Here is an 18,837-nt window from a genome sequence, read left to right as displayed (position 1 = left end):
CAGGATCACTCCGGCACCCCAAGCAGCAGGCGGTACGCCCAGTCGGAGGCTTCCGGGGTGAAGGTGACCACGAGCAGCGCGGTTCCCATCACCAGAACCGGCAGGATGTAGCGGAAATTACGTTGCCAGAAGGTGCCATGCAGGCTTTCCCACTCCGTGGGCATACCCACCACCTGACGGGTCAGCAGATGATTCAGCGCGACCGGCGGCGTCAGATAGCCCATTTCAAAGGCCAGCACCGTCATCACCCAGAAATGCAGGGGGTTGATACCGTTATCCAGGGCAATGGGTGCCAGAGTGGCATTGACCAGCAGCACCGCGCCGTAGGGGTCCATGATCATGCCGATGATCACCAGCATGCCCATCAGCAGCGCCAGGGTCAGCCAGACCGACCCCAGGTCCTGAGGGAACAGTTCCAGCAGCCCTGAACGTTCGATCAACCCGCCCATGCTCACAGACAGTGCCATCAGCATCAGCAGCGCGCCAATCAGCGCCGTGGAGTCATCGGTGGCACGCATCACCGCCTGACGAAAACCGCCGCGTTCCGGTTCTGCCAGTGATTCGTCCGCAGCCTCTGGGCCCTCATCGCGGTCCGGATCACGTTCCTTGAGGATCAGTCGCTCCATCGCCACCACCAGCAGCATGACCAGGGGCAGAATGGCCGGCGCGGAGAACTCATCCAGCCCACGTCCGAGCAACAGTTCCCAGGCCATCACGACACCGACAAAACAGGCGATATAGGGTAATAACGGCCAGAGTGCCCTGAGCATGCCGGGCAATGCCGCGCGGGGGGAAGCAATGCGCAGCGTCGACTTACCACCGAGCACCAGCACGTAGAGGGTGTAGATCAGCGCCGTCAGCAACAGCACCCGGGCACCGGCGGTGAACAGCTCGTCGGTGGTCACACTGTTGTTGAGGGTCGCCACAATCACCACCAACAGGCAGGGCCGCAACATGGTGCCCATGGAGCCGGAAATAGCGGTGGTGGCCAACGCCAGCTGCTCCGACGTTCCTGCACGGCGCAGTTCCCGGTAAAGGGTCATGCCCGCCGCCAGTATAAATATCCCGGATGCGCCGCTGTAGGCGGTCGGTAATGCGGTCAGTAACAGTACCACCACACCCAGCCATTTGGGGGGCAGTTGCCAGGGCCGGATCAGGTCAAACACCTTGCGGGGCAAATGGGTACGTGCCAGCAGCATACCCACCCAGACATACAGCCCCAGACTCAGGAACAAGGCCGACAGTTCCGCCATCATGTTCAGGTAAACCGCGATGCCGTGATAGAAACCATGCCAGGCAAACTGGGCCGCCGCGGTCAGGCACATGAAACTGTACAGGGGAATACTGAGCAATGACCGCCCCCAGGACTCCCCTTGGGGCAGGTCGGTGCGCGGTAGCCGTAGCTGCCAGGCTGAAATCAGCGTCAGCCCGCCAAAGCCCAGCACCCAGACATCGTGCATGAACAAGTGGGCCAGGGGCATGCCCGCGGCTGCCTGGGCCAGCTCCTGCTGGCGATACAGCAGCGCGGAGACGGTCAGCAATCCGTTGGCCAGCAACTGCGCCAGCGTAGCCACCCGGTCATCCCGCTGGCTTTCCACCGGGCGCAAGGCAATATGCTGGCGGCGCAGGGTTGCGGCCGCAGCGCAGAACAGCAGCATCAGCCCCAGCAGCACCCGCCGGTTGCCCGTCACCAGCACGACCGCCTGTGACAGCCCGGCTTCCACCGTCGCAAACGCCCGTACTGCCGGGGAATCAAGAGCCTGCAATCGCTGCCAGTTCTGCCACTGGGTCTGACAGGCCGCGAACTGCGCCTCCAGCGAAGAGCGGATAGCACCGCGATCAACGGCCCCGCCGAAGACATCCGCAAAAGGATCGCTGGCCAGTTCCTGCTGACGCGCCTGCACCGCCTGCTCCACTGCCCGGTCAAGGTCGGGCTGATGCTCACAGGAAGGTGCCTGGACATGGTCCATGACGCGCAGACTGAAATAATCCGGCCAGGTTTCGCCACCCACCTCAAGCAGCCGTGAATGGAGGGTTTCACCCACCGAGGCCAGCAGGGTCAGCACCAGGATGACCAGCATCGGCAACGCCGACAGCCAACGACTGATGACCAGGGCCCGGGGTGCCGCCAGGGCACCACTGTTCGTGGTCATGGCTTATTCAACCGGGTTACTGCATTCTTCACGACGGCTGTCGGTACGACAGCGGATCTTCCGCTGCAGGGTCAGCATCTCGGCGCTGTAATAACCCTCGTCCCGCAGTTGCAGGCGCGCCTGCTGCATCATCCGTTCATACTCAAGGCGGTCAGCATCGGGAATGCTGATCCACCACTTGCCGGGGACCTTTTCCTCTTCCATCGCTACCCGGCTGATGATTTCATCGAAGCCCTGATAGAACGCTTCCCGGACAAACTGCGCCAGCTCATTTGGCACCACGTCACTGCGACCGATCAGCTGCATGGTGATGTGGGTCAGCGGCAAATCGATGATCCCGCCATCCGGCGACAGCCCCTTGTACAGCTCCAGCACTTCGTAACCGGCCAGCGGCGCGGCGAGGACATCCACCACCCCGGTATTGAACATATTGGGGGCATTGACGATATCCGCCACCACCGGCGTGGCCCCCACCCCGGCAATCATACGGGCCTGGGTGGGATCGTAATCCAACACCACCACCCGCTTACCGGAGGCCTTGGCGAGGGTATTGATGCTGCGATCATTGACGAAAACATGGGCCGCACCGCCGGGGGCGATGCCCATCACCACATAGTCACCGCTGACCATGTTATTGGCGCTGCGGGGGTCAGCCATCAGCTGGAGCGCCAGACGCATCTGGCTGCGCTCCGGGAACCCGCCGATGGAGTCAAGGGTGCCGGTATAGCGATTAAACAACCGGGCCCGCAGCCCGCTCATCAGCGCGGCATCGCAGGTGCCGGATTTCAGCTCCTCGACCATGATGGATTCGCTGGTGTAAGGCACCATTTCAACATTGATGCCGTACTGCATAATCTTGAGCCGTTGTGCCTGGGCCGCATTGAAAATCGGACCTGAGCGGCCAAAGATGTCCCAGATGCAGATCCGGTAGATCCGTTCTGGATCCGGCTCCAGTCCGGTCAGCGCCTGCATGGCGGCAACTCGTTCTTCCAACGGCAGGCTCTGATCGTAGATTTGTGCTCTCAGGGCATCGTCGGAGGCCTGGGAAAGCGAAGGCAACAGGAAGGCAAGTATCAGCAATACGGCGCCCAGGGGGGCCCTGCGGAAGGCAGATCGGACAGTCATTGTTATTGTTCCTGATTGGGTCGTCGGCGCGGCACAGAGCCGCCTTCATCACCGCAGAGTACCAAGATCAGGGCAGCGGGTGACTGACCACAAGGCCAGCCTCCCGCGTCAGAACGAACGGTTGGGCGAGTCTCGCTCAGGCCACGTCGGCCTGGGCAGCGGGAACCCGCGAAACCACCTTGCGGCCATAGCTGACCAGCAGGAAGCCAATGGGGAACATCAACACCCCGTAGACCGCTGCAGGGATCGACATTTCGCTGGATTCCAGCAGGGTCAGCGTCACCATCAGGGCGATGGTGCCGTTCTTGATGCCCAGTTCCATGGCAACGGACAGGGATTCCCGCTGAGACAGACCGGCCAGGCGACTGGTGACAATACCCACCACGATGCCACCCACATTGAGCAGCAAGGCGGCGAGACCAGCCTGCGCGGCGAGCTCACCGATCCGATCGCGAATCCCGTACAACAGCCCAAGGATCAGCACCGCCAAAACCAGCCCGCCAAACAGGCTGACCAGCTTTTCGGCCCGGATCGCCAGAGCCGGCGCTCGGGTCCGAACGATCATCCCCAGCGCCACCGGCAGCAGTACAACACCGACCAGCATCACAATGGTCTTGCCCACCGGAAGGGATATTTCAGCGCCACTGCCGAAATGCAGTTGCAAGGCATAGTTGGTAAAGAACGGCAACGTGAGGATGGTGATCAGGCTGGCCGTTACCGTCAGGAGGATCGACAGCGCAACATTGCCCCGGGCCAGCAGCACAAACAGATTCGAGGTGGTACCACCGGGACACGCAGCAATAATGACCAGGCCCACGGCGATGGCGGGAGCCAGCCCCAGCATCCAGGCCAGACCCAACGCCACCAGCGGCATCAGCATAATCTGCGCGATAGTGCCGACAACCATGCCCCTGGGGTTAACGGTGACCTGATGAAAGTCCCGCAGGGTCAGTGTCATGCCGATACCGACCATAATGATGAACAGGGACAGTGGCAGGCCAATGGATATCAGCGGTCCGGATTCCATAGTATATCTCCGACGAAGTTATTGTTGTTGTTGACCGGTACGAACCGGCCGCTTATCAATATCCCGAATCAGTTCAGCGTGTTCAGGTAAGCCTGCAACGCTACCGGATCCAGAACAGTAATACGGCCATAGGACAAATCCAGCAGGCCCTGACTTTCAAAATGCTTGATCACCTTGTGCACGCCCTGGCGGCTCATTCCCATCATGTTAGCAATATGCTCCCGGGTCAGATCAAACGCCACCGGATCATGGGAAAGACTGCCGTCGCCCTGAATCTGCACCAGAAACAGCATTCGGCGGCCAAAACGCGCATCGATGCCACGCAAGGCATCATCTTCAATGATCGACATGGCCGCCCATAGCCGCCGACTCACCAGATCCAGTGCCACCGGGTAACTTTCCGGGAACTCCGCCATCAAGTGACGAAAACCCTCCCCGGGAACCTCAACAATGGTCGCCGGTTCATGGGCTGTGGCGCCATACACCCGAGGCATACCGGGCGAAAAGACCGTATCCCCAAGCCAGGCACCCGCACCAAAGATAATCAGTGTTGCTTCCTTGCCTGCGGCGTTCACCGAACTGACCCGAACGGTGCCAGAGGCAATGACACATAAACTTGATTGCATGGAGCCGGCATCGTAAATCGACTCGCCAGCCACAAACTGACGCTGCCGCGCCATGGCAGCTGCATCATCCAGTGCCCTGTCAGGCAGCCCCGCCAGCAGCGGACAGCCCTTTAGCACCGTCTTGATATTTATCATGGTCGTACACTATAGAAATAAGCCTGAGAACAATGTAAACCATTTGACAGTTTTACGCTCGCCGACCTGCCTACACTGATTAGAAGCTCGCGAGGCAATATCAACAATAAACTTCAAGTGAGGCCAAACCAATGACCGACCAACTGGCAATTCCGTCAAAGAAAGACCGTGTCAGCCCGGAAGAATGGCAACTGCGCGTAGACCTGGCCGCTGCCTATCGGCTGGTCGCCCTGTATGGCTGGGACGACCTGATTTTCACCCATCTGTCTGCCCGCATCCCCGGTGACGAACACCATTTCCTGATCAACCCCTATGGCATGATGTTTGACGAAATCACGGCCTCCAGCCTGGTGCGGGTTGATCAGGATGGCAACAAGATCAATCCTGAAGACTTCGACATCAACCCGGCAGGGTTCACCATTCACAGCGCCATTCACGCGGTACGCGAAGACGCCGCCTGCGTCATGCATACCCATACCACGGCCGGCGTTGCGGTCTCTGCCCAGTCCGAAGGCCTGCTGCCGCTGTCCCAGCAGAGCCTGTTTCCGCTGTCAAACATGGCCTATCACGATTATGAAGGGGTGGCCCTGCGGGAAGATGAAAAGGCACGACTGCAAGCCGACCTCGGCACCAATAACTTCATGATCCTGCGCAACCACGGTCTGCTGACCACCGCCAGCAGCGTGGCCGACACCTTTCTGAATATGTATATCCTGCAGACGGCCTGTGAAATCCAGATTCAGGCCCTGGCCGGTAACCGAGCGCTGACGCCGGTGCCCGATGGCATCGTGGATACCATCAAGCAACAGGCGGAGAAGGTGACCAAGGGCATGGGCGGTAAACTAGCCTGGCCCGGACTGCTCCGCAAACTCGACCGCATCGACCCCAGCTTCCGCAACTGATAAGGAGCCCAGCCATGAATGACCTGAGTACAGCTCACGCCAAGTTCACGCACATGAAAGATGGCAGCGCCGAAGACTGGGCGATTATTGCCTCCAACTTCGGCACGTTTGCCAAGAACCTACCGGACCGGATCCTGCAACACTTAAGGTTGCTGGCAGGAGACTTCGGCGGATTCCCGATTGATCGCCTCAACCATTGCCTGCAGACCGCCACCCTGGCCTACAGGGATGGCAAGGACGAGGAGTATGTGGTTTGTGCCCTGCTCCACGACATTGGCGACACACTTGGCTCCTACAACCACGCAGACGTTGCTGCGGTGCTGCTGGAACCGTTCGTCAGCGAAGCCAACCACTGGATGATCAAGCACCACGCCATTTTCCAGGGCTATTACTTTTTCCATTACCTGGGCATGGATCGTGACCTGCGAAACAACTATCGCGATCACCCCCACTTCATGCGTACCATTGAGTTTGTCAGCAAGTACGACGCGCCGGCGTTTGATCCGGACGGTGAGATTCTACCTCTGGAATTTTTTGAACCCATGGTCCGCCAGGTCTTCGCCAAACCGGTCCGTTCGCTCTACAAAGAAGCCCAGGACGTCATGGCCTGAGCCCAGCCACACCGGCGGTGCCACAGTCACTGCCGGTGTGCTGACGGATCCACGACCACTCCAGTTACTTTCGTCTTATCCCCCTCCGCACTCGTTTCGCAGCCCGACTCCCCTTATACTCAACAGCAAGATCAAGAAGAAAAGGTGGAACCTTTCGTTAGCTGGCTACGTGTGCCATACATAATGGCATGTCACGACAAGAACCATTAACGAAAAAACCACCCTGCGTTCACTCAATCGAGCAAGGGAAGCAAGAGGACGACGAATGAAACGCCTGGCAACACTGGACGCCTCATGGCTGGCAGTAGACTCTGAAGACACGCCAATGCACGTTGGCACCATGCAAATATTTTCCGTACCTGAAGGTGCACCCGAGACTTTTCTCCGGGATGTGGTTGAACGCATGAAGGCACAGCGCGAAGTCGCCAAGCCCTGGTGCTACAAACTGTCCTATCCGGGCAACCTGGGCCGCCTGATCGCCCCCAAGTGGAAGATCGATGACGACATTGATCTCGACTATCACGTCCGCCATTCGGCCCTGCCGCGCCCCGGCAGTGAGCGGGAACTCGGCGTACTGATCTCACGCCTGCATTCGAACCGGCTCGACTTCAGCCGCCCGCTCTGGGAATGCCACATCATCGAGGGCCTCGAAAACAACCGCTTCGCCCTCTACACCAAGATGCATCACTCTCTGATTGATGGCATCAGCGGTGTGCGACTGATGCAGCGGGTGCTGTCGACCGACCCGAATGAGACCAACATGTTGCCTCCCTGGGCCGTTCGCCCGGACCAGCTTCGTGCCAGCAAGGATGACGATGAAGCCTCCATTGCGGCGGCGGTCTCCCATGCCCTGGACGCCCTCAAGCTCCAGGCCGATATGGCCCCCCGGCTTTGGGGCGCAGCGTCGCGCCTGATCAATTCGGTACGCCACCCGGAAGACGAGCTGACAGCGCCCTTCACCGGCCCGGTGTCGCTGCTCAACCACCGGGTCACCGGTCAGCGACGCTTTGCTACCCAGCACTACCAGATGGAACGGATCCGCAAACTGGCCAAGGTTGCCCACGGTTCCCTGAACGACATCGTGCTGTACCTGTGCGGGACCGCATTACGCCGTTTCCTGACCGAGCAGGGCGAACTTCCGGAGACCTCGCTCACTGCCGGCATTCCTGTCAGCATCCGACCGGCCGATGACCAGAACACCGGTAACCAGATCAGCTTCATGATCGCCTCCCTGGCCACCGATGAAGCGGATCCCCTGACCCGCCTGCAGGACATCAAGAACTCGACGAAAAAGGCCAAGGAACATCTGCAGAAGCTGCCGAAAGCCGCGCTGACCCAGTACACCATGATGCTGATGTCACCCTACATTCTGCAGCTGGTTACAGGGATGGGCGGCCGTATGCGACCGGTGTTCAACGTCACCATTTCCAATGTACCCGGCCCCTCCCAGGCCCTCTACTACGAGGGTGCAAAACTTGAGGCCATGTATCCGGTGTCGCTGATCGCCCACGGCGGTGCGTTGAATATCACCTGCCTGAGCTATGACGGTTCGCTGAACTTCGGCTACACCGGCTGCCGCGACACCCTGCCGAGCATGCAGAAGCTGGCGGTGTATACCGGTGAAGCTCTGGATGAGCTGGAAAGTCTGCTGATGCCGGACGCGGCCAGCAATACGGAAGCTCCCGAAAGCCGGGCACCCGCCAAGGCCTGAGTCCAGACCCGATGTCCCGGATCAGCCGCCTTCCCGCGGCGGTTGATCCGGGCGTTTATCCGCCAGGAACCAACCACACCGAGACCAGATCCACCAGCCACGGAACCAGAAGCGCTGTCGCAAAGGCAGACAGGGCCATGGCCAAACCTGAGAAGGCGCCCATCTGGGCACTCACCTGAAAAGCCCGCGCGGTTCCTATGCCATGAGCGGCCACTCCCATCGCAATGCCTTTCGCGGTATCGTCGCGCACACGAACCCATTCAAACAGCTTGGTGCCCAGCACCGCACCGGTGATACCGGTAATCACCACGAGTACCGCCGTCAGCGAGGGCAACCCCCCAATTTTCTCGGAGATACCCATAGCCACCGGCGCGGTGGCAGACTTCGGCGCAAGAGACATCTGGATTTCGGTCGAAGCACCCAGCAACCATGCCAGTCCGACCGAACTGCCGGCAGCGATCACTACCCCAAGGGTCAGGGATATGGCGACCGGGAGCCAGAGCTGTCGAAGGCGGGAAAACTGCTGGTAAAGCGGCACCGCCAGGGCAACCGTTGCAGGCCCGAGCAGGAAGTGTACGAACTGGCCACCGGCAAAATAATCATCATAGGATGTCCCGGTCAGCAACAGCAGGCCAATCAGCAACGCAACCGATGTCACCACCGGGTTCGCCAGCGGGTTCGAGCCTGTCCGGAGGTACAGCCGGTACCCCAAGCCATAGGCCACCAGTGTCATGGTCAGCCCCAGCAGCGGCGATGCCGACAGGTAAACCCAGATATCGGTCAAGCCGGGATCAGTCATCCGCCCGTCCTCCCTGCCCGGCGCCCGCTCCGATCAGCCAGCGTGTCGTCAGCTGCATGATCAGAGCCGTCGCCACCATGGTGATCACGGTGCTCAGCAGCAGCGCCAGGGTGATCGGCACCCATTCGTCGGCAATCCGACCAAAGTGAACCATCATGCCCACGCCGGCAGGTACAAACAGCAGGGACAGGTGAGACAACAATGCCGTGGAGGCCTGAGTGACCGATTCGGCCATGCCGCCGCGACCCCAAAGTGTCAGGAACAGCATCACCATCCCCAGTACCGGCCCGGGGATAGGGACTCCGGCAAGACGCACGGCAACCTCGCCGACCAACTGATAGACCAGCAACAGGGTGATTCCGTTGAGAAACTGCATGTCAGGAACTCCGGCTTATCCTTCTTGGCTGAGTTCTGAGCATACCCACTTATCGAAACCACGAACACTTGACGGAAGTATGAGGGGACATCAACGCAGCAGGCCACTGCGTCCAGCCGCAGACAAAAGAATCGGGAAGCCGGGCAGCAAGAGCGGGCACCGGCGGCGCCCGCTCCCAGGAAGCAGATTAACGGGCGCTGCCGGGCTGCCCGGACACTTTCCAGTGGGCAGCCCCCACAAAGATCAATTGCAGGAAACGGGTGGTGCGTTTGCGGACCTGTTCGATCTGATAGTCATCATCCGGTGACACGCCGATCAGGTCGGTCAGACTGAACGCAACCGTCCGCACAACCAGATCACAGGTCAGCTCCAGGTCGCTGTCACTAAGGTGCTCAGCCAGCCTTAAACGGCGCAGGTCGTTACCCAGTTCACTGGCAAAAAAACGTAACTCGCTGCGAATGCCTTCCTGTACCGCACGACTCTCACCGGCCAGGCCCTGAGCCATGAACAGAAAGAAACTGCGGTTTTGCTGAACGTGGCTGATAAAGATCGCCACCGATTCTTCCATCAGGCGCTCTGCCTGCAGGACATTGGCGCGGGCTTCCCGCATCATTCGCCGGAGCACCAGGCCCAACTCATCCACCAGCTGCAGCCCCAGATCATCCATATTGCGGAAGTGCCGGTAAAAAGACGTCGGTACCACACCGGCCTGGCGAGTCACTTCACGAATACCCAAACTGGCAAAGTGGCGCCCTTTGCCCACCAGCTCCAGTGCAGCCCCCATCAACTTGTCCCGGGTCTCTCCCGGTTTTCGGCGTTTATGCTCAGCCATAGCCACTGACATCTCTGATCACTGCCGCCCGCTCACCGGTCGGCCCGGTTCCCGTTCAGGGAAGCAGACAAGTGTACACAAACTCCTCCCTGAATTGACACACCTCTGGTCATAAGAGGCCATTACTCCCCGAAAATGACGGCAGTTTGGCCCCAATAGCGCGTAGTACGTCCCGTTATTACATAAAAAACAAGGATCTACACCCATAGATCCAGGGTAAAGCTTTTGCGTTGACAGCCCCCACCCCTCATGTGTACATTCGTTCACATCAAGTGAACAACTGTACACATCGAGGATAAGACCATGATGTCTCTTCTGGAAAAAAATCGCCCTCTGCGCTGGCTCGGCAAGCAGCTTTTCAATCGGGAAGACCCGGCTGCTTTCTTTGACCCTCTGCTGGCACAGGTCGATCCCATGCTGGTTCGTCAATACGTTCCGGCCAAGGTGATTGAGATCACCGACGAAACCGCCGACACCCGGACCTTCATATTGAAACCGGCCGCACGCTGGGCCGGCTTCAGTGCCGGGCAGCATGTGAACACCTGTATCGAAATCGACGGCACCCGCTACAACCGAACCTTCAGTCTGTCCTGCTCACCGGCCCAATGGAAGCTCCACGGCACTGTGTCGCTGACCATTAAGCGCCTGCCTGGTGGCAAGGTGACCAACTGGATGCACGACAACCTGCAGCCCGGCGCCGTGCTGGGGCTGGGCGAGGCCTTCGGCGAGTTCCAGCTGCCGGCCAATCCGGAGCCTCTGCTTTACATTGCCGGAGGCAGCGGGATCACCCCGATCCTCAGCCAGCTCGAAACCCTGGCCAGCGAGGACTGGCGTGCCCCCGTCACCCTGCTCTACTTCGTTCGCACTCAGGCGGACGTGATCGCGGCCGAAAGATTGTACGCCATCCAGAAACGCTGGCCGGCCTTCAACCTTCAGGTGCTTGCGACTGAGGAAGGCGAGACGCCCCAGTATCTCAACGATCAGCACCTCGAGCAGGTACCCGGCGTCAACGCCCGTCGCTGCTACCTATGCGGCCCCAAGGGCCTGATGGACCTGGCGACCGATCTGCTGCACAAACGAGGCATCGCCGACGAGCGCATTCACTGCACATTCTTTGCAGCGGCGACCGCAGCCCTGGCCACTGACGACCTGGGCGGCGTGGTGCAGTTTGCCCGTAGCGATCTCTCGGTGTCTTCCGAAGGTGACGCGGCCCTGTTGGACATCGCCGAAGCCGCAAAACTGTCACCGCAATACGGCTGTCGTATGGGTATCTGCCACCAGTGCAGCTGCCGTAAAACAAGCGGTACGGTTGTAAACCGCGTCACCGGAAAAGTCTCCGGCCCGGGCGAAGAAAGCATCCAGCTTTGCGTATCGATCCCCCAGGGTCCGGTCACTCTCGATCTTTGAGCCATCAAACGCTGACATCGCGGTCAACCAGCCGCCACCCCAAAGAACAAGGAAACCGGGCCCACGCGGGTCCGGCCAAGGAGTCTGATCATGAAGAAACTGAACGAAGCTCAACTTAACGAACTGCAGAAAGATCTGGATGCGATTCGTGACGAGGTCCTGGCGGATCTGGGCGAACGCGATGCCAAGTACATCCGCCGGATCGTCCGTCTTCACCGCACCCTGGAAATCGGTGGCCGGGCGATGATGCCTTTCGGCTTCATTCCACCGGTGTTTGTTGCCGCCACCGTGTCACTGGGGCTCGCCAAGATCATTGAGAACATGGAGATCGGCCACAACGTCATGCACGGTCAGTACGACTGGATGAACGATCCGTCCCTGCATTCCCAGACCTATGAGTGGGACACCGTGTGCTCCAGCGAATCCTGGCGCCGTACTCACAACTACGAGCACCACACCTACACCAACGTGATCGGTAAGGACCGGGACTACGGTTACGCTGTGATGCGTCTGAGCGACGATGTGAAGTGGCATCCGGCCCACCTGCTGCAGTTCATCAACTACCTGATGCTGAGCGTGTTCTTCCAGTGGGGCGTGGGTCTGCATGAACTGGAAAGTGAGCGCCTGCGTCGCCGCGAGATTACCTGGAAGTCCAAGTGGCCGTTCATCAAGTCCTTCTTCCGTAAGGGCGGACGCCAGGCATTCAAGGACTACGTGTTCTTCCCGCTGCTGACCCTGCCGGTTGCTCCGATCGTTCTGGCCGGTAATGCCGGTGCCAACCTGATGCGTAACCTGTGGTCATCCACCGTCATTTTCTGCGGTCACTTCACCCAGGACGCCGAGACCTTCACCGAGGAATCCTGTGAGAACGAGAGCAAGGGCCACTGGTACCTGCGTCAGCTGACCGGCTCCAGCAACTTCACCGGCAGCAACTTCGTGCACATGCTGAGCGGGCACCTGAGCTACCAGATCGAACACCACGTGTTCCCGGATCTGCCGGCCCATCGCTACCGCGAAATTTCACCGAAGGTGCAGGCGGTTTGCGAGAAGTACGGCATCAACTACAACACTGACAGCTTTGCCCGCCAGTACTGGACCGTGCTCAAGCGCATTGGCAAGTTCTCCCTGCCGGACTCCGTACGGCTGAAACTGGAAGCCCAGCCGGCATAAGGACCAAGGGGACAGACCTCACACCTGTCCCCCTTCAGGTGGATCAGCCTATCTGCAGAAGCCGCACCAGTTGCGGCTTCTGTTTTTGCGGCAACACATCAGCCAGCGTGTACTGGTCCAACGTGCTGAGGAAGGCCTGTAATGCCGCTGAGAATATCCCCTTCAGGCCACAGACCGGGGTAATGGCGCACTGACTGCCAGGCGAAAAGCATTCCACCAGATCCAGGTCCTGTTCAGTTTCCCGCACAAACACCCCGATATTGATATCTTCCGGTGCCCGCGCCATCCGCATGCCCCCGTTCTTACCCCGGACGGTCTCGATGTAGCCTTTCCTGTTCAGTTGGTGAACCACCTTCATCAGGTGATTCTTCGACACCGAGTAACTGTCTGCGATCTCCTGGATCGTAACCAGCTGATCCGGTTGCAGGGCCAGGTAGATCAGCACCCTGAGGGAATAGTCGGTGTAGCGAGTGATGTGCATCCTGTGTCTCCGATGCGTAAAGAGAATTCGTCAGCGCCGTCAATACGAAGGGCGGGATAACAGGTAGGCCGCCAGACCACAGAAAAACACCCCCAGCGATACCAGCAGCCAAACGGGAAATCCGTTGTAGAACAGAATCAGCCAACTGACCGCCAGCATGGTGCAGGCCATGGCCTTTGCTCTCGGCGGCACCACCTGCCGTGCCCGCCAATTGAGGATGGTGGGGCCGAACCAGCGATGATTCAGTAACCAGCTCTCGAACTCCGGCGAGCTTCGCCCCGCCGCCCAAGCGGCAATCAGCACGAAGACAGTGGTTGGCAGCAACGGCAGGATTGCACCCGCAATTGCCAGGCCCACGCAGAGATAGGCAATGATCCTGTAACCACCCTTGCTGATGGACATCGTTGTCGCAAAACCTGTCGTGTGATGGTGCCCGATGGGGCCTTTCCCGATGAGTGTACCTGTATTCAATGTACAGGTCTTCCCAGAGCTTTCAGAGACACTAATCGAAGGATATAGGCGACCTTGATGCCGGTTGCAAACAACAGGGTCCCTATGTGGGCTGCAATCTGCGCCGCCATCGACACCTGCCCCGCTAACGGGTAGGCCACAACCAGCGTTCCCACCAGCGCCAGCAGACACACCGCCAAAGCACTATTGGCTACTCTCAACCGTTGAAGCATCACTAATACCCTCCTTTGAGGAGAACGCCCCTGAAAGAAATATTTGATTTACATCTTACACACAAAAGATGTATTTTAAAATCCACTTTCAGAAACGAGAAGGTAACAGATCATGACACTCGCCAATCAATCCCTGGGCCAGCTGGCCCGAGACCTCCCTGGGGCCACCGCAGTTTTCCACAAATACAAGTTGGACTTCTGCTGCGGCGGCAGTCGCTCGCTGGGCGATGCCGCTGCCCGAAAGGGGCTGGATACCACCGCCATCGAAGCCGAGCTACAGGCGTTACAGCCACAATCCGCCAACCAGCAGCAACTGGCAGCTCTGGGAAACAAGGAACTGATCGAGCACATTCTGACCCGCTACCACGACGTCCACCGGGAACAATTGCCCGAACTGATCCGGCTGTCCCAACGGGTGGAGCGGGTGCATGGCGACCACCCCATGTGCCCTTCCGGACTCAGCGCTCACCTGGAGCGCATGCAGGAGGAACTGGAACTGCACATGCAGAAGGAGGAGCAGATCCTGTTCCCGATGATCGCCCGCGGCGTTGGCGGCATGGCCCTGGCGCCGGTACAGGTCATGCGCCACGAGCACGACGACCACGGGGCAGCGCTGGACCAGCTGCTGAATCTCGCTCACGGCCTGAGCCTGCCGGACGGCGCCTGCAACACCTGGCAAGCCCTGTACCGGGGCCTGGAAACCCTGAAGCAGGATCTGATGGAGCACATCCACCTGGAAAACAATGTGCTGTTTCAGAGAGTGGATGGCCAACTGGGGGGCGCAAACCATGGCTAACTACCGCCGTCTCTGGTTCACCCTGATTGCCGTTCTGGCCATCACCTTTGCCCTGCTCGGCTACTTCGGTGCCGAGGTCTACCGCGCGGCGCCGCCGATCCCCGAGCGGGTGGTCAGCGAAACCGGCGAGCTCCTGATGACCAAAGACAGCATCCTCGACGGCCAGACCGCCTGGCAGTCCGTCGGAGGCATGCAACTGGGCTCAATCTGGGGACACGGCGCTTACCAGGCCCCGGACTGGACCGCCGACTGGTTGCACCGGGAACTCGTGGCCTGGCTCGATCTGGCCGCCTGGGACACCTACGACCAGCCCTTCGACGCGCTGACCGGCGCTCAACAGAATCAGCTGAATTATGAGCTGAATCAGGCTTACCGAACCAACACTTACCACCCGGATTCCGGTGAATTGGTGCTCTCCGAACGGCGCATAGAAGCTATCCGGAGCACAGCAGGTTATTACAGCAAACTGTTCAGCGATGACCCGGCGCTGCAGCCCACCCGGGCAAACTACGCCATGAAGGAGAATACCCTGCCGGATGCCGGGCGCCGTCAGCAGCTCACGGAGTTTTTCTTCTGGACCGCCTGGGCGGCCTCCACTGAACGGCCCGGCAGCGACGCCACCTACACCAATAACTGGCCCCACGAACCGCTGATCAACAACGAGCCCACCGCCGAAAACGTGGTCTGGTCTGTTGTCAGCATAATCCTGCTGATCGCCGGTGTCGGCGGCTTGGTCTGGGCCTGGGCCTTTCTGAGCAGACACGATGACCGCGACCCCGAAGCACCAAGGAAAGACCCTTTGACCAGCTTCGCCCTGACTGCCTCCCAGAAAGCCCTGGGCAAGTACCTGTTCCTGGTCGTTGCCTTGTTCACCTTTCAGGTCATGCTCGGCGGATTTACCGCCCACTACACGGTCGAAGGCCAGAGCTTTTACGGCATCAATGTCTCTGAATGGTTCCCCTACTCCCTGGTGCGAACCTGGCACATCCAGTCTGCGCTGTTCTGGATCGCCACCGGTTTCCTCGCTGCAGGCCTGTTCCTGGCCCCCATCATCAATGGCGGCAAAGACCCTGTTTATCAGAAGCTGGGCGTCGATGTACTGTTCTGGGCATTGGTGGTGGTCGTGGTCGGCTCCTTCATTGGCAACTACCTGGCCATCGCCCAGATCATGCCGGCGGAATGGAACTTCTGGCTCGGTCACCAGGGCTATGAGTTTGTCGATCTTGGCCGGCTGTGGCAGATCGGCAAGTTCACCGGCATCGCCTTCTGGCTGGTACTGATGCTGCGAGGCATCGTCCCCGCCCTGCGTCAGCCCGGCGACAAAAACCTGCTGGCCCTGCTCACCGCCTCGGTGGTGGCCATCGGCCTGTTCTATGGCGCAGGCTTTTTCTACGGCGAGCGTACCCACATCTCAATCATGGAATATTGGCGCTGGTGGATCGTCCACCTGTGGGTGGAGGGCTTCTTCGAGGTCTTCGCCACCACCGCCCTCGCGTTCATCTTCTGCAGCATGGGTCTGGTGTCCCGCACAGTAGCAACTTCCGCCAGCCTGGCCTCAGCCTCGCTGTTCATGCTTGGTGGCGTGCCCGGCACCTTCCACCACCTCTACTTCGCCGGTACGACCACCCCGGTGATGGCCGTCGGCGCCACCTTCAGCGCCCTGGAAGTGGTGCCTCTGGTGGTTCTGGGTTACGAAGCGTGGGAGAACTGGCGCCTGAAACAACGGGCGCCATGGATGGAAAACGTGCGCTGGCCGCTGATGTTCTTCGTCGCCGTCGCCTTCTGGAACATGCTCGGCGCCGGGGTCTTCGGCTTCATGATCAATCCGCCGATCTCGCTGTACTACGTGCAGGGTCTCAACACCACCCCAACCCATGCCCATGCGGCCCTGTTTGGCGTCTACGGCTTCCTCGCGCTGGGCTTCACGTTGCTGGTACTGCGTTACATCCGGCCCGGACTGGTGTTTGACGAGCGACTGATGAAAACCGGCTTCTGGTGGCTTAACGCAGGCCTGGTGCTGATGCTCGCCACCAGCCTGCTGCCGATCGGGATTCTCCAGTTCCTGGCCAGTGCCGGTAAAGGCCTGTGGTACGCCCGCAGCGAAGGTTTCATGCAGACCGACCTCCTGCAAACCCTGCGCTGGGTCCGCACCTTCGGCGACGTGGTATTCATTGTCGGCGCCCTGGCGGTGACCTGGCAGGTGGTGAAGGGGCTGTTCTTCCCAACATTGAAAGAGGAGGAGTTGCCGGTCGCAGCGGCGGCCGCCGACCAAACTTAAGCCTAAGCTGACTCGAGCAGCGTTATCACAAACGTTCAGAGGCAGGGTGAGGCCCCTGGCAGAGCAGGGGCATGGATGCCCCGGTAGCTTGGCCGGCACAAGGACGTGCCGTCCAAGCGGCGGCGCCAGGGGCCTCACCCTGCCACCCACCCAAACCCAGCAGACCACAAGCCCAACAAAACCGAAGGGTTACCCCCCCAGAGGTATCAAATCAATCCCAATGATTTGCGATACTGACTCAAACCCGAATCCGGCCTCAGACAGAGACATCATCATGCCTCAAGCCAAACTGACCGACCGCTTCGGCCGCACCATCGATTATGTGCGCCTTTCGGTCACCGACCGCTGCGACTTCCGTTGCGTCTACTGCATGGCCGAAGACATGACCTTCCTGCCCCGCCAGCAGGTGCTTACTCTGGAAGAAATCGCCCGCCTCGCCCAAACCTTTATCAGCTTGGGCACCGAAAAAATCCGTCTGACCGGCGGCGAACCCCTGGTCCGCAACGACATCGTCGACCTGGTCCGGGAAATCGGCACTATGGGCCTGCGGGACTTTGCCATGACCACCAACGGTAACCAGCTCGCCAGACTGGCACAACCACTGCGCCAGGCGGGACTGAAGCGGCTGAACATCAGCCTCGACTCCCTCGACCGTGAGCGCTTTCATGCCATTACCCGCACCGGTCAGCTCGAACAGGTTCTGGACGGCATTGATGCGGCGCGCGAAGCCGGCTTTGACGGCATCAAACTCAACGTGGTTGTGATGAAAGGCCGTAACGAAGATGAAGTACCCGCACTGATCGAATTTGCCCGTCGCAAACGGCTGGATATCAGCTTCATCGAGGAAATGCCGCTGGGGCACATTACCGAGCACCATCGTGGCGAGAGCTTGTTCACCAGCGACCAGGTCCGCAACCTGATCCGCCAGCATCATGAACTGGTGCCGGCCATGGCTGACAGCGGTGGGCCCGCCCGTTACTACCGGATGCCAGACAGCCCGGTCCGGGTTGGCTTCATTTCCCCCCACTCCCACAACTTCTGCGCCACCTGCAACCGGGTCAGGGTGACCGTGGAAGGACGCCTGCTACTGTGCCTTGGCAATGAACATTCGGTAGATCTGCGACGGGTGCTACGAGGCTATCCGGAAAATGACAGCAGACTTCGTCAGACCATCATTCAGGCGATGGATCTGAAACCGGAGCGCCATCACTTCTCGACTCAGGGTGATGTCCAGATCCTGCGATTCATGAACATGACCGGAGGCTGACGCTCCGGTCAGAATACCGGCAGATCTCAGGATCCGCTCAGGGACACCAGCTCTCCCTGACGGTTGAAAGGCAGGAAGCCTGACACTTCCCCGAGCCGGATTTTCTCAACCATCATGTTCAACGGCTGACTGGCCTCATCCGCCGACGGAGCGATACCTCCCCGCCCTGCCATCGCGGCGACAAACACAATATCCCACGCCTGTCCGGTGTAGCGGGACTCCTCCTGCAGCACCTCAAACGTCGCCACGTCAGACGGAGATTTATCAACACAGACCACCGGGCTGAGCGCCCCCCCACATCCCTCTTCAAAGCGCTGCTTTTCCGAATCGCTGGCGTCGTCCGACAACTCCGCACGGCAGAAAACAAACAACAGGCGCTGGGGCTCAGGTTGCTGGCCGGCAACGGTGATCAACTGGGCGTAACTGGTAATCATGGTCATGGATCCTTGCTGGTCATC

Annotated in this window: 19 protein-coding genes; 8 read left to right on the top strand and 11 right to left on the bottom strand. The window is 59.7% G+C overall.

Translation table 11 applies throughout. The features are described from left to right. Positions 1 to 5 precede the first annotated feature (5 nt). The 4 genes from BLV11_RS02310 to BLV11_RS02295 all read right to left on the bottom strand — a co-directional run bounded on the left by BLV11_RS02310 (position 6) and on the right by BLV11_RS02295 (position 5,066). Positions 6 to 2,153, bottom strand: a complete 2,148-nt coding sequence (locus tag BLV11_RS02310; RefSeq protein ID WP_091811312.1) for a TRAP transporter large permease subunit — start codon at positions 2,151 to 2,153, stop codon at positions 6 to 8. A 3-nt stretch (positions 2,154 to 2,156) separates the two neighbouring features. Further along, positions 2,157 to 3,278 carry a putative solute-binding protein gene (locus BLV11_RS02305; protein WP_091811311.1) on the bottom strand — a complete coding sequence of 374 codons (1,122 nt, stop codon included), beginning with the start codon at positions 3,276 to 3,278 and terminating at the stop codon, positions 2,157 to 2,159. 136 nt (positions 3,279 to 3,414) lie between these two features. Next, on the bottom strand, positions 3,415 to 4,305 hold the full coding sequence (locus BLV11_RS02300; RefSeq protein WP_091811310.1) for a bile acid:sodium symporter family protein: 891 nt from the start codon (positions 4,303 to 4,305) through the stop codon (positions 3,415 to 3,417). A 68-nt stretch (positions 4,306 to 4,373) separates the two neighbouring features. Then, on the bottom strand, positions 4,374 to 5,066 hold the full coding sequence (locus tag BLV11_RS02295; protein ID WP_091811309.1) for a Crp/Fnr family transcriptional regulator: 693 nt from the start codon (positions 5,064 to 5,066) through the stop codon (positions 4,374 to 4,376). 131 nt (positions 5,067 to 5,197) lie between these two features. Here BLV11_RS02295 and BLV11_RS02290 point away from each other — a divergent pair, with 131 nt between their 5' ends. The 3 genes from BLV11_RS02290 to BLV11_RS02280 all read left to right on the top strand — a co-directional run bounded on the left by BLV11_RS02290 (position 5,198) and on the right by BLV11_RS02280 (position 8,290). Further along, positions 5,198 to 5,968: a class II aldolase/adducin family protein gene (locus BLV11_RS02290; protein ID WP_091811308.1), complete on the top strand. Its 771-nt coding sequence runs from the start codon at positions 5,198 to 5,200 to the stop codon at positions 5,966 to 5,968. A 14-nt stretch (positions 5,969 to 5,982) separates the two neighbouring features. Beyond that, entirely contained in the window at positions 5,983 to 6,579 is a 597-nt protein-coding gene (locus tag BLV11_RS02285) for an HD domain-containing protein (RefSeq protein WP_091811307.1), read from the top strand. 265 nt (positions 6,580 to 6,844) lie between these two features. Next, the gene (locus BLV11_RS02280) at positions 6,845 to 8,290 is read left to right on the top strand and encodes a WS/DGAT/MGAT family O-acyltransferase (RefSeq protein ID WP_091811306.1); all 1,446 of its coding nucleotides are present in this window, start codon (positions 6,845 to 6,847) and stop codon (positions 8,288 to 8,290) included. A 55-nt stretch (positions 8,291 to 8,345) separates the two neighbouring features. Here the strand turns inward: BLV11_RS02280 and BLV11_RS02275 are convergent, their stop codons facing one another. The 3 genes from BLV11_RS02275 to BLV11_RS02265 form a co-directional block, all read right to left on the bottom strand. Further along, on the bottom strand, positions 8,346 to 9,089 hold the full coding sequence (locus BLV11_RS02275; RefSeq protein WP_091811305.1) for an LrgB family protein: 744 nt from the start codon (positions 9,087 to 9,089) through the stop codon (positions 8,346 to 8,348). Then, entirely contained in the window at positions 9,082 to 9,465 is a 384-nt protein-coding gene (locus tag BLV11_RS02270; RefSeq protein ID WP_091811304.1) for a CidA/LrgA family protein, read from the bottom strand. The genes BLV11_RS02275 and BLV11_RS02270 overlap by 8 nt, the downstream gene beginning before the upstream one ends. A 187-nt stretch (positions 9,466 to 9,652) precedes the next feature. Continuing rightward, positions 9,653 to 10,297, bottom strand: a complete 645-nt coding sequence (locus BLV11_RS02265; protein WP_091811303.1) for a TetR family transcriptional regulator — start codon at positions 10,295 to 10,297, stop codon at positions 9,653 to 9,655. 303 nt (positions 10,298 to 10,600) lie between these two features. Between BLV11_RS02265 and BLV11_RS02260 the strand changes: the two genes are divergently transcribed. Together BLV11_RS02260 and BLV11_RS02255 are read left to right on the top strand one after the other, a co-directional pair. After that, the gene (locus BLV11_RS02260) at positions 10,601 to 11,704 is read left to right on the top strand and encodes a ferredoxin reductase (protein WP_091811302.1); all 1,104 of its coding nucleotides are present in this window, start codon (positions 10,601 to 10,603) and stop codon (positions 11,702 to 11,704) included. Between the two features lie 90 nt (positions 11,705 to 11,794). Then, positions 11,795 to 12,874: a fatty acid desaturase family protein gene (locus BLV11_RS02255; protein ID WP_091811301.1), complete on the top strand. Its 1,080-nt coding sequence runs from the start codon at positions 11,795 to 11,797 to the stop codon at positions 12,872 to 12,874. A gap of 43 nt (positions 12,875 to 12,917) precedes the next feature. Here BLV11_RS02255 and BLV11_RS02250 read toward each other — a convergent pair whose 3' ends face one another. The 3 genes from BLV11_RS02250 to BLV11_RS02240 all read right to left on the bottom strand — a co-directional run bounded on the left by BLV11_RS02250 (position 12,918) and on the right by BLV11_RS02240 (position 14,038). Then, entirely contained in the window at positions 12,918 to 13,355 is a 438-nt protein-coding gene (locus tag BLV11_RS02250) for an RrF2 family transcriptional regulator (RefSeq protein ID WP_091811300.1), read from the bottom strand. Positions 13,356 to 13,394: 39 nt separating this feature from the next. Further along, positions 13,395 to 13,757: a YbaN family protein gene (locus BLV11_RS02245; protein ID WP_091811299.1), complete on the bottom strand. Its 363-nt coding sequence runs from the start codon at positions 13,755 to 13,757 to the stop codon at positions 13,395 to 13,397. Positions 13,758 to 13,822: 65 nt separating this feature from the next. Continuing rightward, on the bottom strand, positions 13,823 to 14,038 hold the full coding sequence (locus BLV11_RS02240; RefSeq protein WP_091811298.1) for a hypothetical protein: 216 nt from the start codon (positions 14,036 to 14,038) through the stop codon (positions 13,823 to 13,825). A 112-nt stretch (positions 14,039 to 14,150) separates the two neighbouring features. Here BLV11_RS02240 and ytfE point away from each other — a divergent pair, with 112 nt between their 5' ends. The 3 genes from ytfE (at position 14,151) to moaA (ending at position 18,379) form a co-directional block, all read left to right on the top strand. Beyond that, entirely contained in the window at positions 14,151 to 14,834 is a 684-nt protein-coding gene (gene ytfE / locus BLV11_RS02235; protein WP_091811297.1) for an iron-sulfur cluster repair protein YtfE, read from the top strand. After that, on the top strand, positions 14,827 to 17,112 hold the full coding sequence (locus BLV11_RS02230) for a nitric-oxide reductase large subunit (RefSeq protein WP_091811382.1): 2,286 nt from the start codon (positions 14,827 to 14,829) through the stop codon (positions 17,110 to 17,112). The genes ytfE and BLV11_RS02230 overlap by 8 nt, the downstream gene beginning before the upstream one ends. A gap of 274 nt (positions 17,113 to 17,386) precedes the next feature. Then, positions 17,387 to 18,379, top strand: coding sequence for a GTP 3',8-cyclase MoaA (gene moaA / locus BLV11_RS02225; protein WP_091811296.1), 993 nt, complete (start codon positions 17,387 to 17,389; stop codon positions 18,377 to 18,379). A gap of 26 nt (positions 18,380 to 18,405) precedes the next feature. Here the strand turns inward: moaA and BLV11_RS02220 are convergent, their stop codons facing one another. Then, a complete protein-coding gene (locus BLV11_RS02220; protein ID WP_091811295.1) occupies positions 18,406 to 18,813 on the bottom strand; it encodes a ribonucleotide reductase subunit alpha in 408 nt (135 codons plus the stop codon). Positions 18,814 to 18,837: the final 24 nt, after the last annotated feature.

The organism is Marinobacter mobilis (genome assembly GCF_900106945.1).
GTDB classification, from domain to species: Bacteria; Pseudomonadota; Gammaproteobacteria; order Pseudomonadales; family Oleiphilaceae; genus Marinobacter; species Marinobacter mobilis.
This window is presented reverse-complemented; position numbering and strand designations above follow the sequence as displayed.

What these genes read in the sequence shown, in the direction of transcription:
- BLV11_RS02290 (WP_091811308.1), top strand. Translation starts at nt 5,198, where the DNA reads ATGACCGACCAACTGGCAATTCCGTCAAAGAAAGACCGTGTCAGCCCG.
- BLV11_RS02270 (WP_091811304.1), bottom strand. Translation starts at nt 9,465, where the DNA reads ATGCAGTTTCTCAACGGAATCACCCTGTTGCTGGTCTATCAGTTGGTC.
- BLV11_RS02265 (WP_091811303.1), bottom strand. Translation starts at nt 10,297, where the DNA reads ATGGCTGAGCATAAACGCCGAAAACCGGGAGAGACCCGGGACAAGTTG.
- BLV11_RS02285 (WP_091811307.1), top strand. Translation starts at nt 5,983, where the DNA reads ATGAATGACCTGAGTACAGCTCACGCCAAGTTCACGCACATGAAAGAT.
- BLV11_RS02240 (WP_091811298.1), bottom strand. Translation starts at nt 14,038, where the DNA reads ATGCTTCAACGGTTGAGAGTAGCCAATAGTGCTTTGGCGGTGTGTCTG.
- BLV11_RS02255 (WP_091811301.1), top strand. Translation starts at nt 11,795, where the DNA reads ATGAAGAAACTGAACGAAGCTCAACTTAACGAACTGCAGAAAGATCTG.
- BLV11_RS02295 (WP_091811309.1), bottom strand. Translation starts at nt 5,066, where the DNA reads ATGATAAATATCAAGACGGTGCTAAAGGGCTGTCCGCTGCTGGCGGGG.
- moaA (WP_091811296.1), top strand. Translation starts at nt 17,387, where the DNA reads ATGCCTCAAGCCAAACTGACCGACCGCTTCGGCCGCACCATCGATTAT.
- BLV11_RS02260 (WP_091811302.1), top strand. Translation starts at nt 10,601, where the DNA reads ATGATGTCTCTTCTGGAAAAAAATCGCCCTCTGCGCTGGCTCGGCAAG.
- ytfE (WP_091811297.1), top strand. Translation starts at nt 14,151, where the DNA reads ATGACACTCGCCAATCAATCCCTGGGCCAGCTGGCCCGAGACCTCCCT.
- BLV11_RS02305 (WP_091811311.1), bottom strand. Translation starts at nt 3,278, where the DNA reads ATGACTGTCCGATCTGCCTTCCGCAGGGCCCCCCTGGGCGCCGTATTG.
- BLV11_RS02300 (WP_091811310.1), bottom strand. Translation starts at nt 4,305, where the DNA reads ATGGAATCCGGACCGCTGATATCCATTGGCCTGCCACTGTCCCTGTTC.
- BLV11_RS02310 (WP_091811312.1), bottom strand. Translation starts at nt 2,153, where the DNA reads ATGACCACGAACAGTGGTGCCCTGGCGGCACCCCGGGCCCTGGTCATC.
- BLV11_RS02245 (WP_091811299.1), bottom strand. Translation starts at nt 13,757, where the DNA reads ATGTCCATCAGCAAGGGTGGTTACAGGATCATTGCCTATCTCTGCGTG.
- BLV11_RS02275 (WP_091811305.1), bottom strand. Translation starts at nt 9,089, where the DNA reads ATGACTGATCCCGGCTTGACCGATATCTGGGTTTACCTGTCGGCATCG.
- BLV11_RS02280 (WP_091811306.1), top strand. Translation starts at nt 6,845, where the DNA reads ATGAAACGCCTGGCAACACTGGACGCCTCATGGCTGGCAGTAGACTCT.
- BLV11_RS02230 (WP_091811382.1), top strand. Translation starts at nt 14,827, where the DNA reads ATGGCTAACTACCGCCGTCTCTGGTTCACCCTGATTGCCGTTCTGGCC.
- BLV11_RS02250 (WP_091811300.1), bottom strand. Translation starts at nt 13,355, where the DNA reads ATGCACATCACTCGCTACACCGACTATTCCCTCAGGGTGCTGATCTAC.
- BLV11_RS02220 (WP_091811295.1), bottom strand. Translation starts at nt 18,813, where the DNA reads ATGATTACCAGTTACGCCCAGTTGATCACCGTTGCCGGCCAGCAACCT.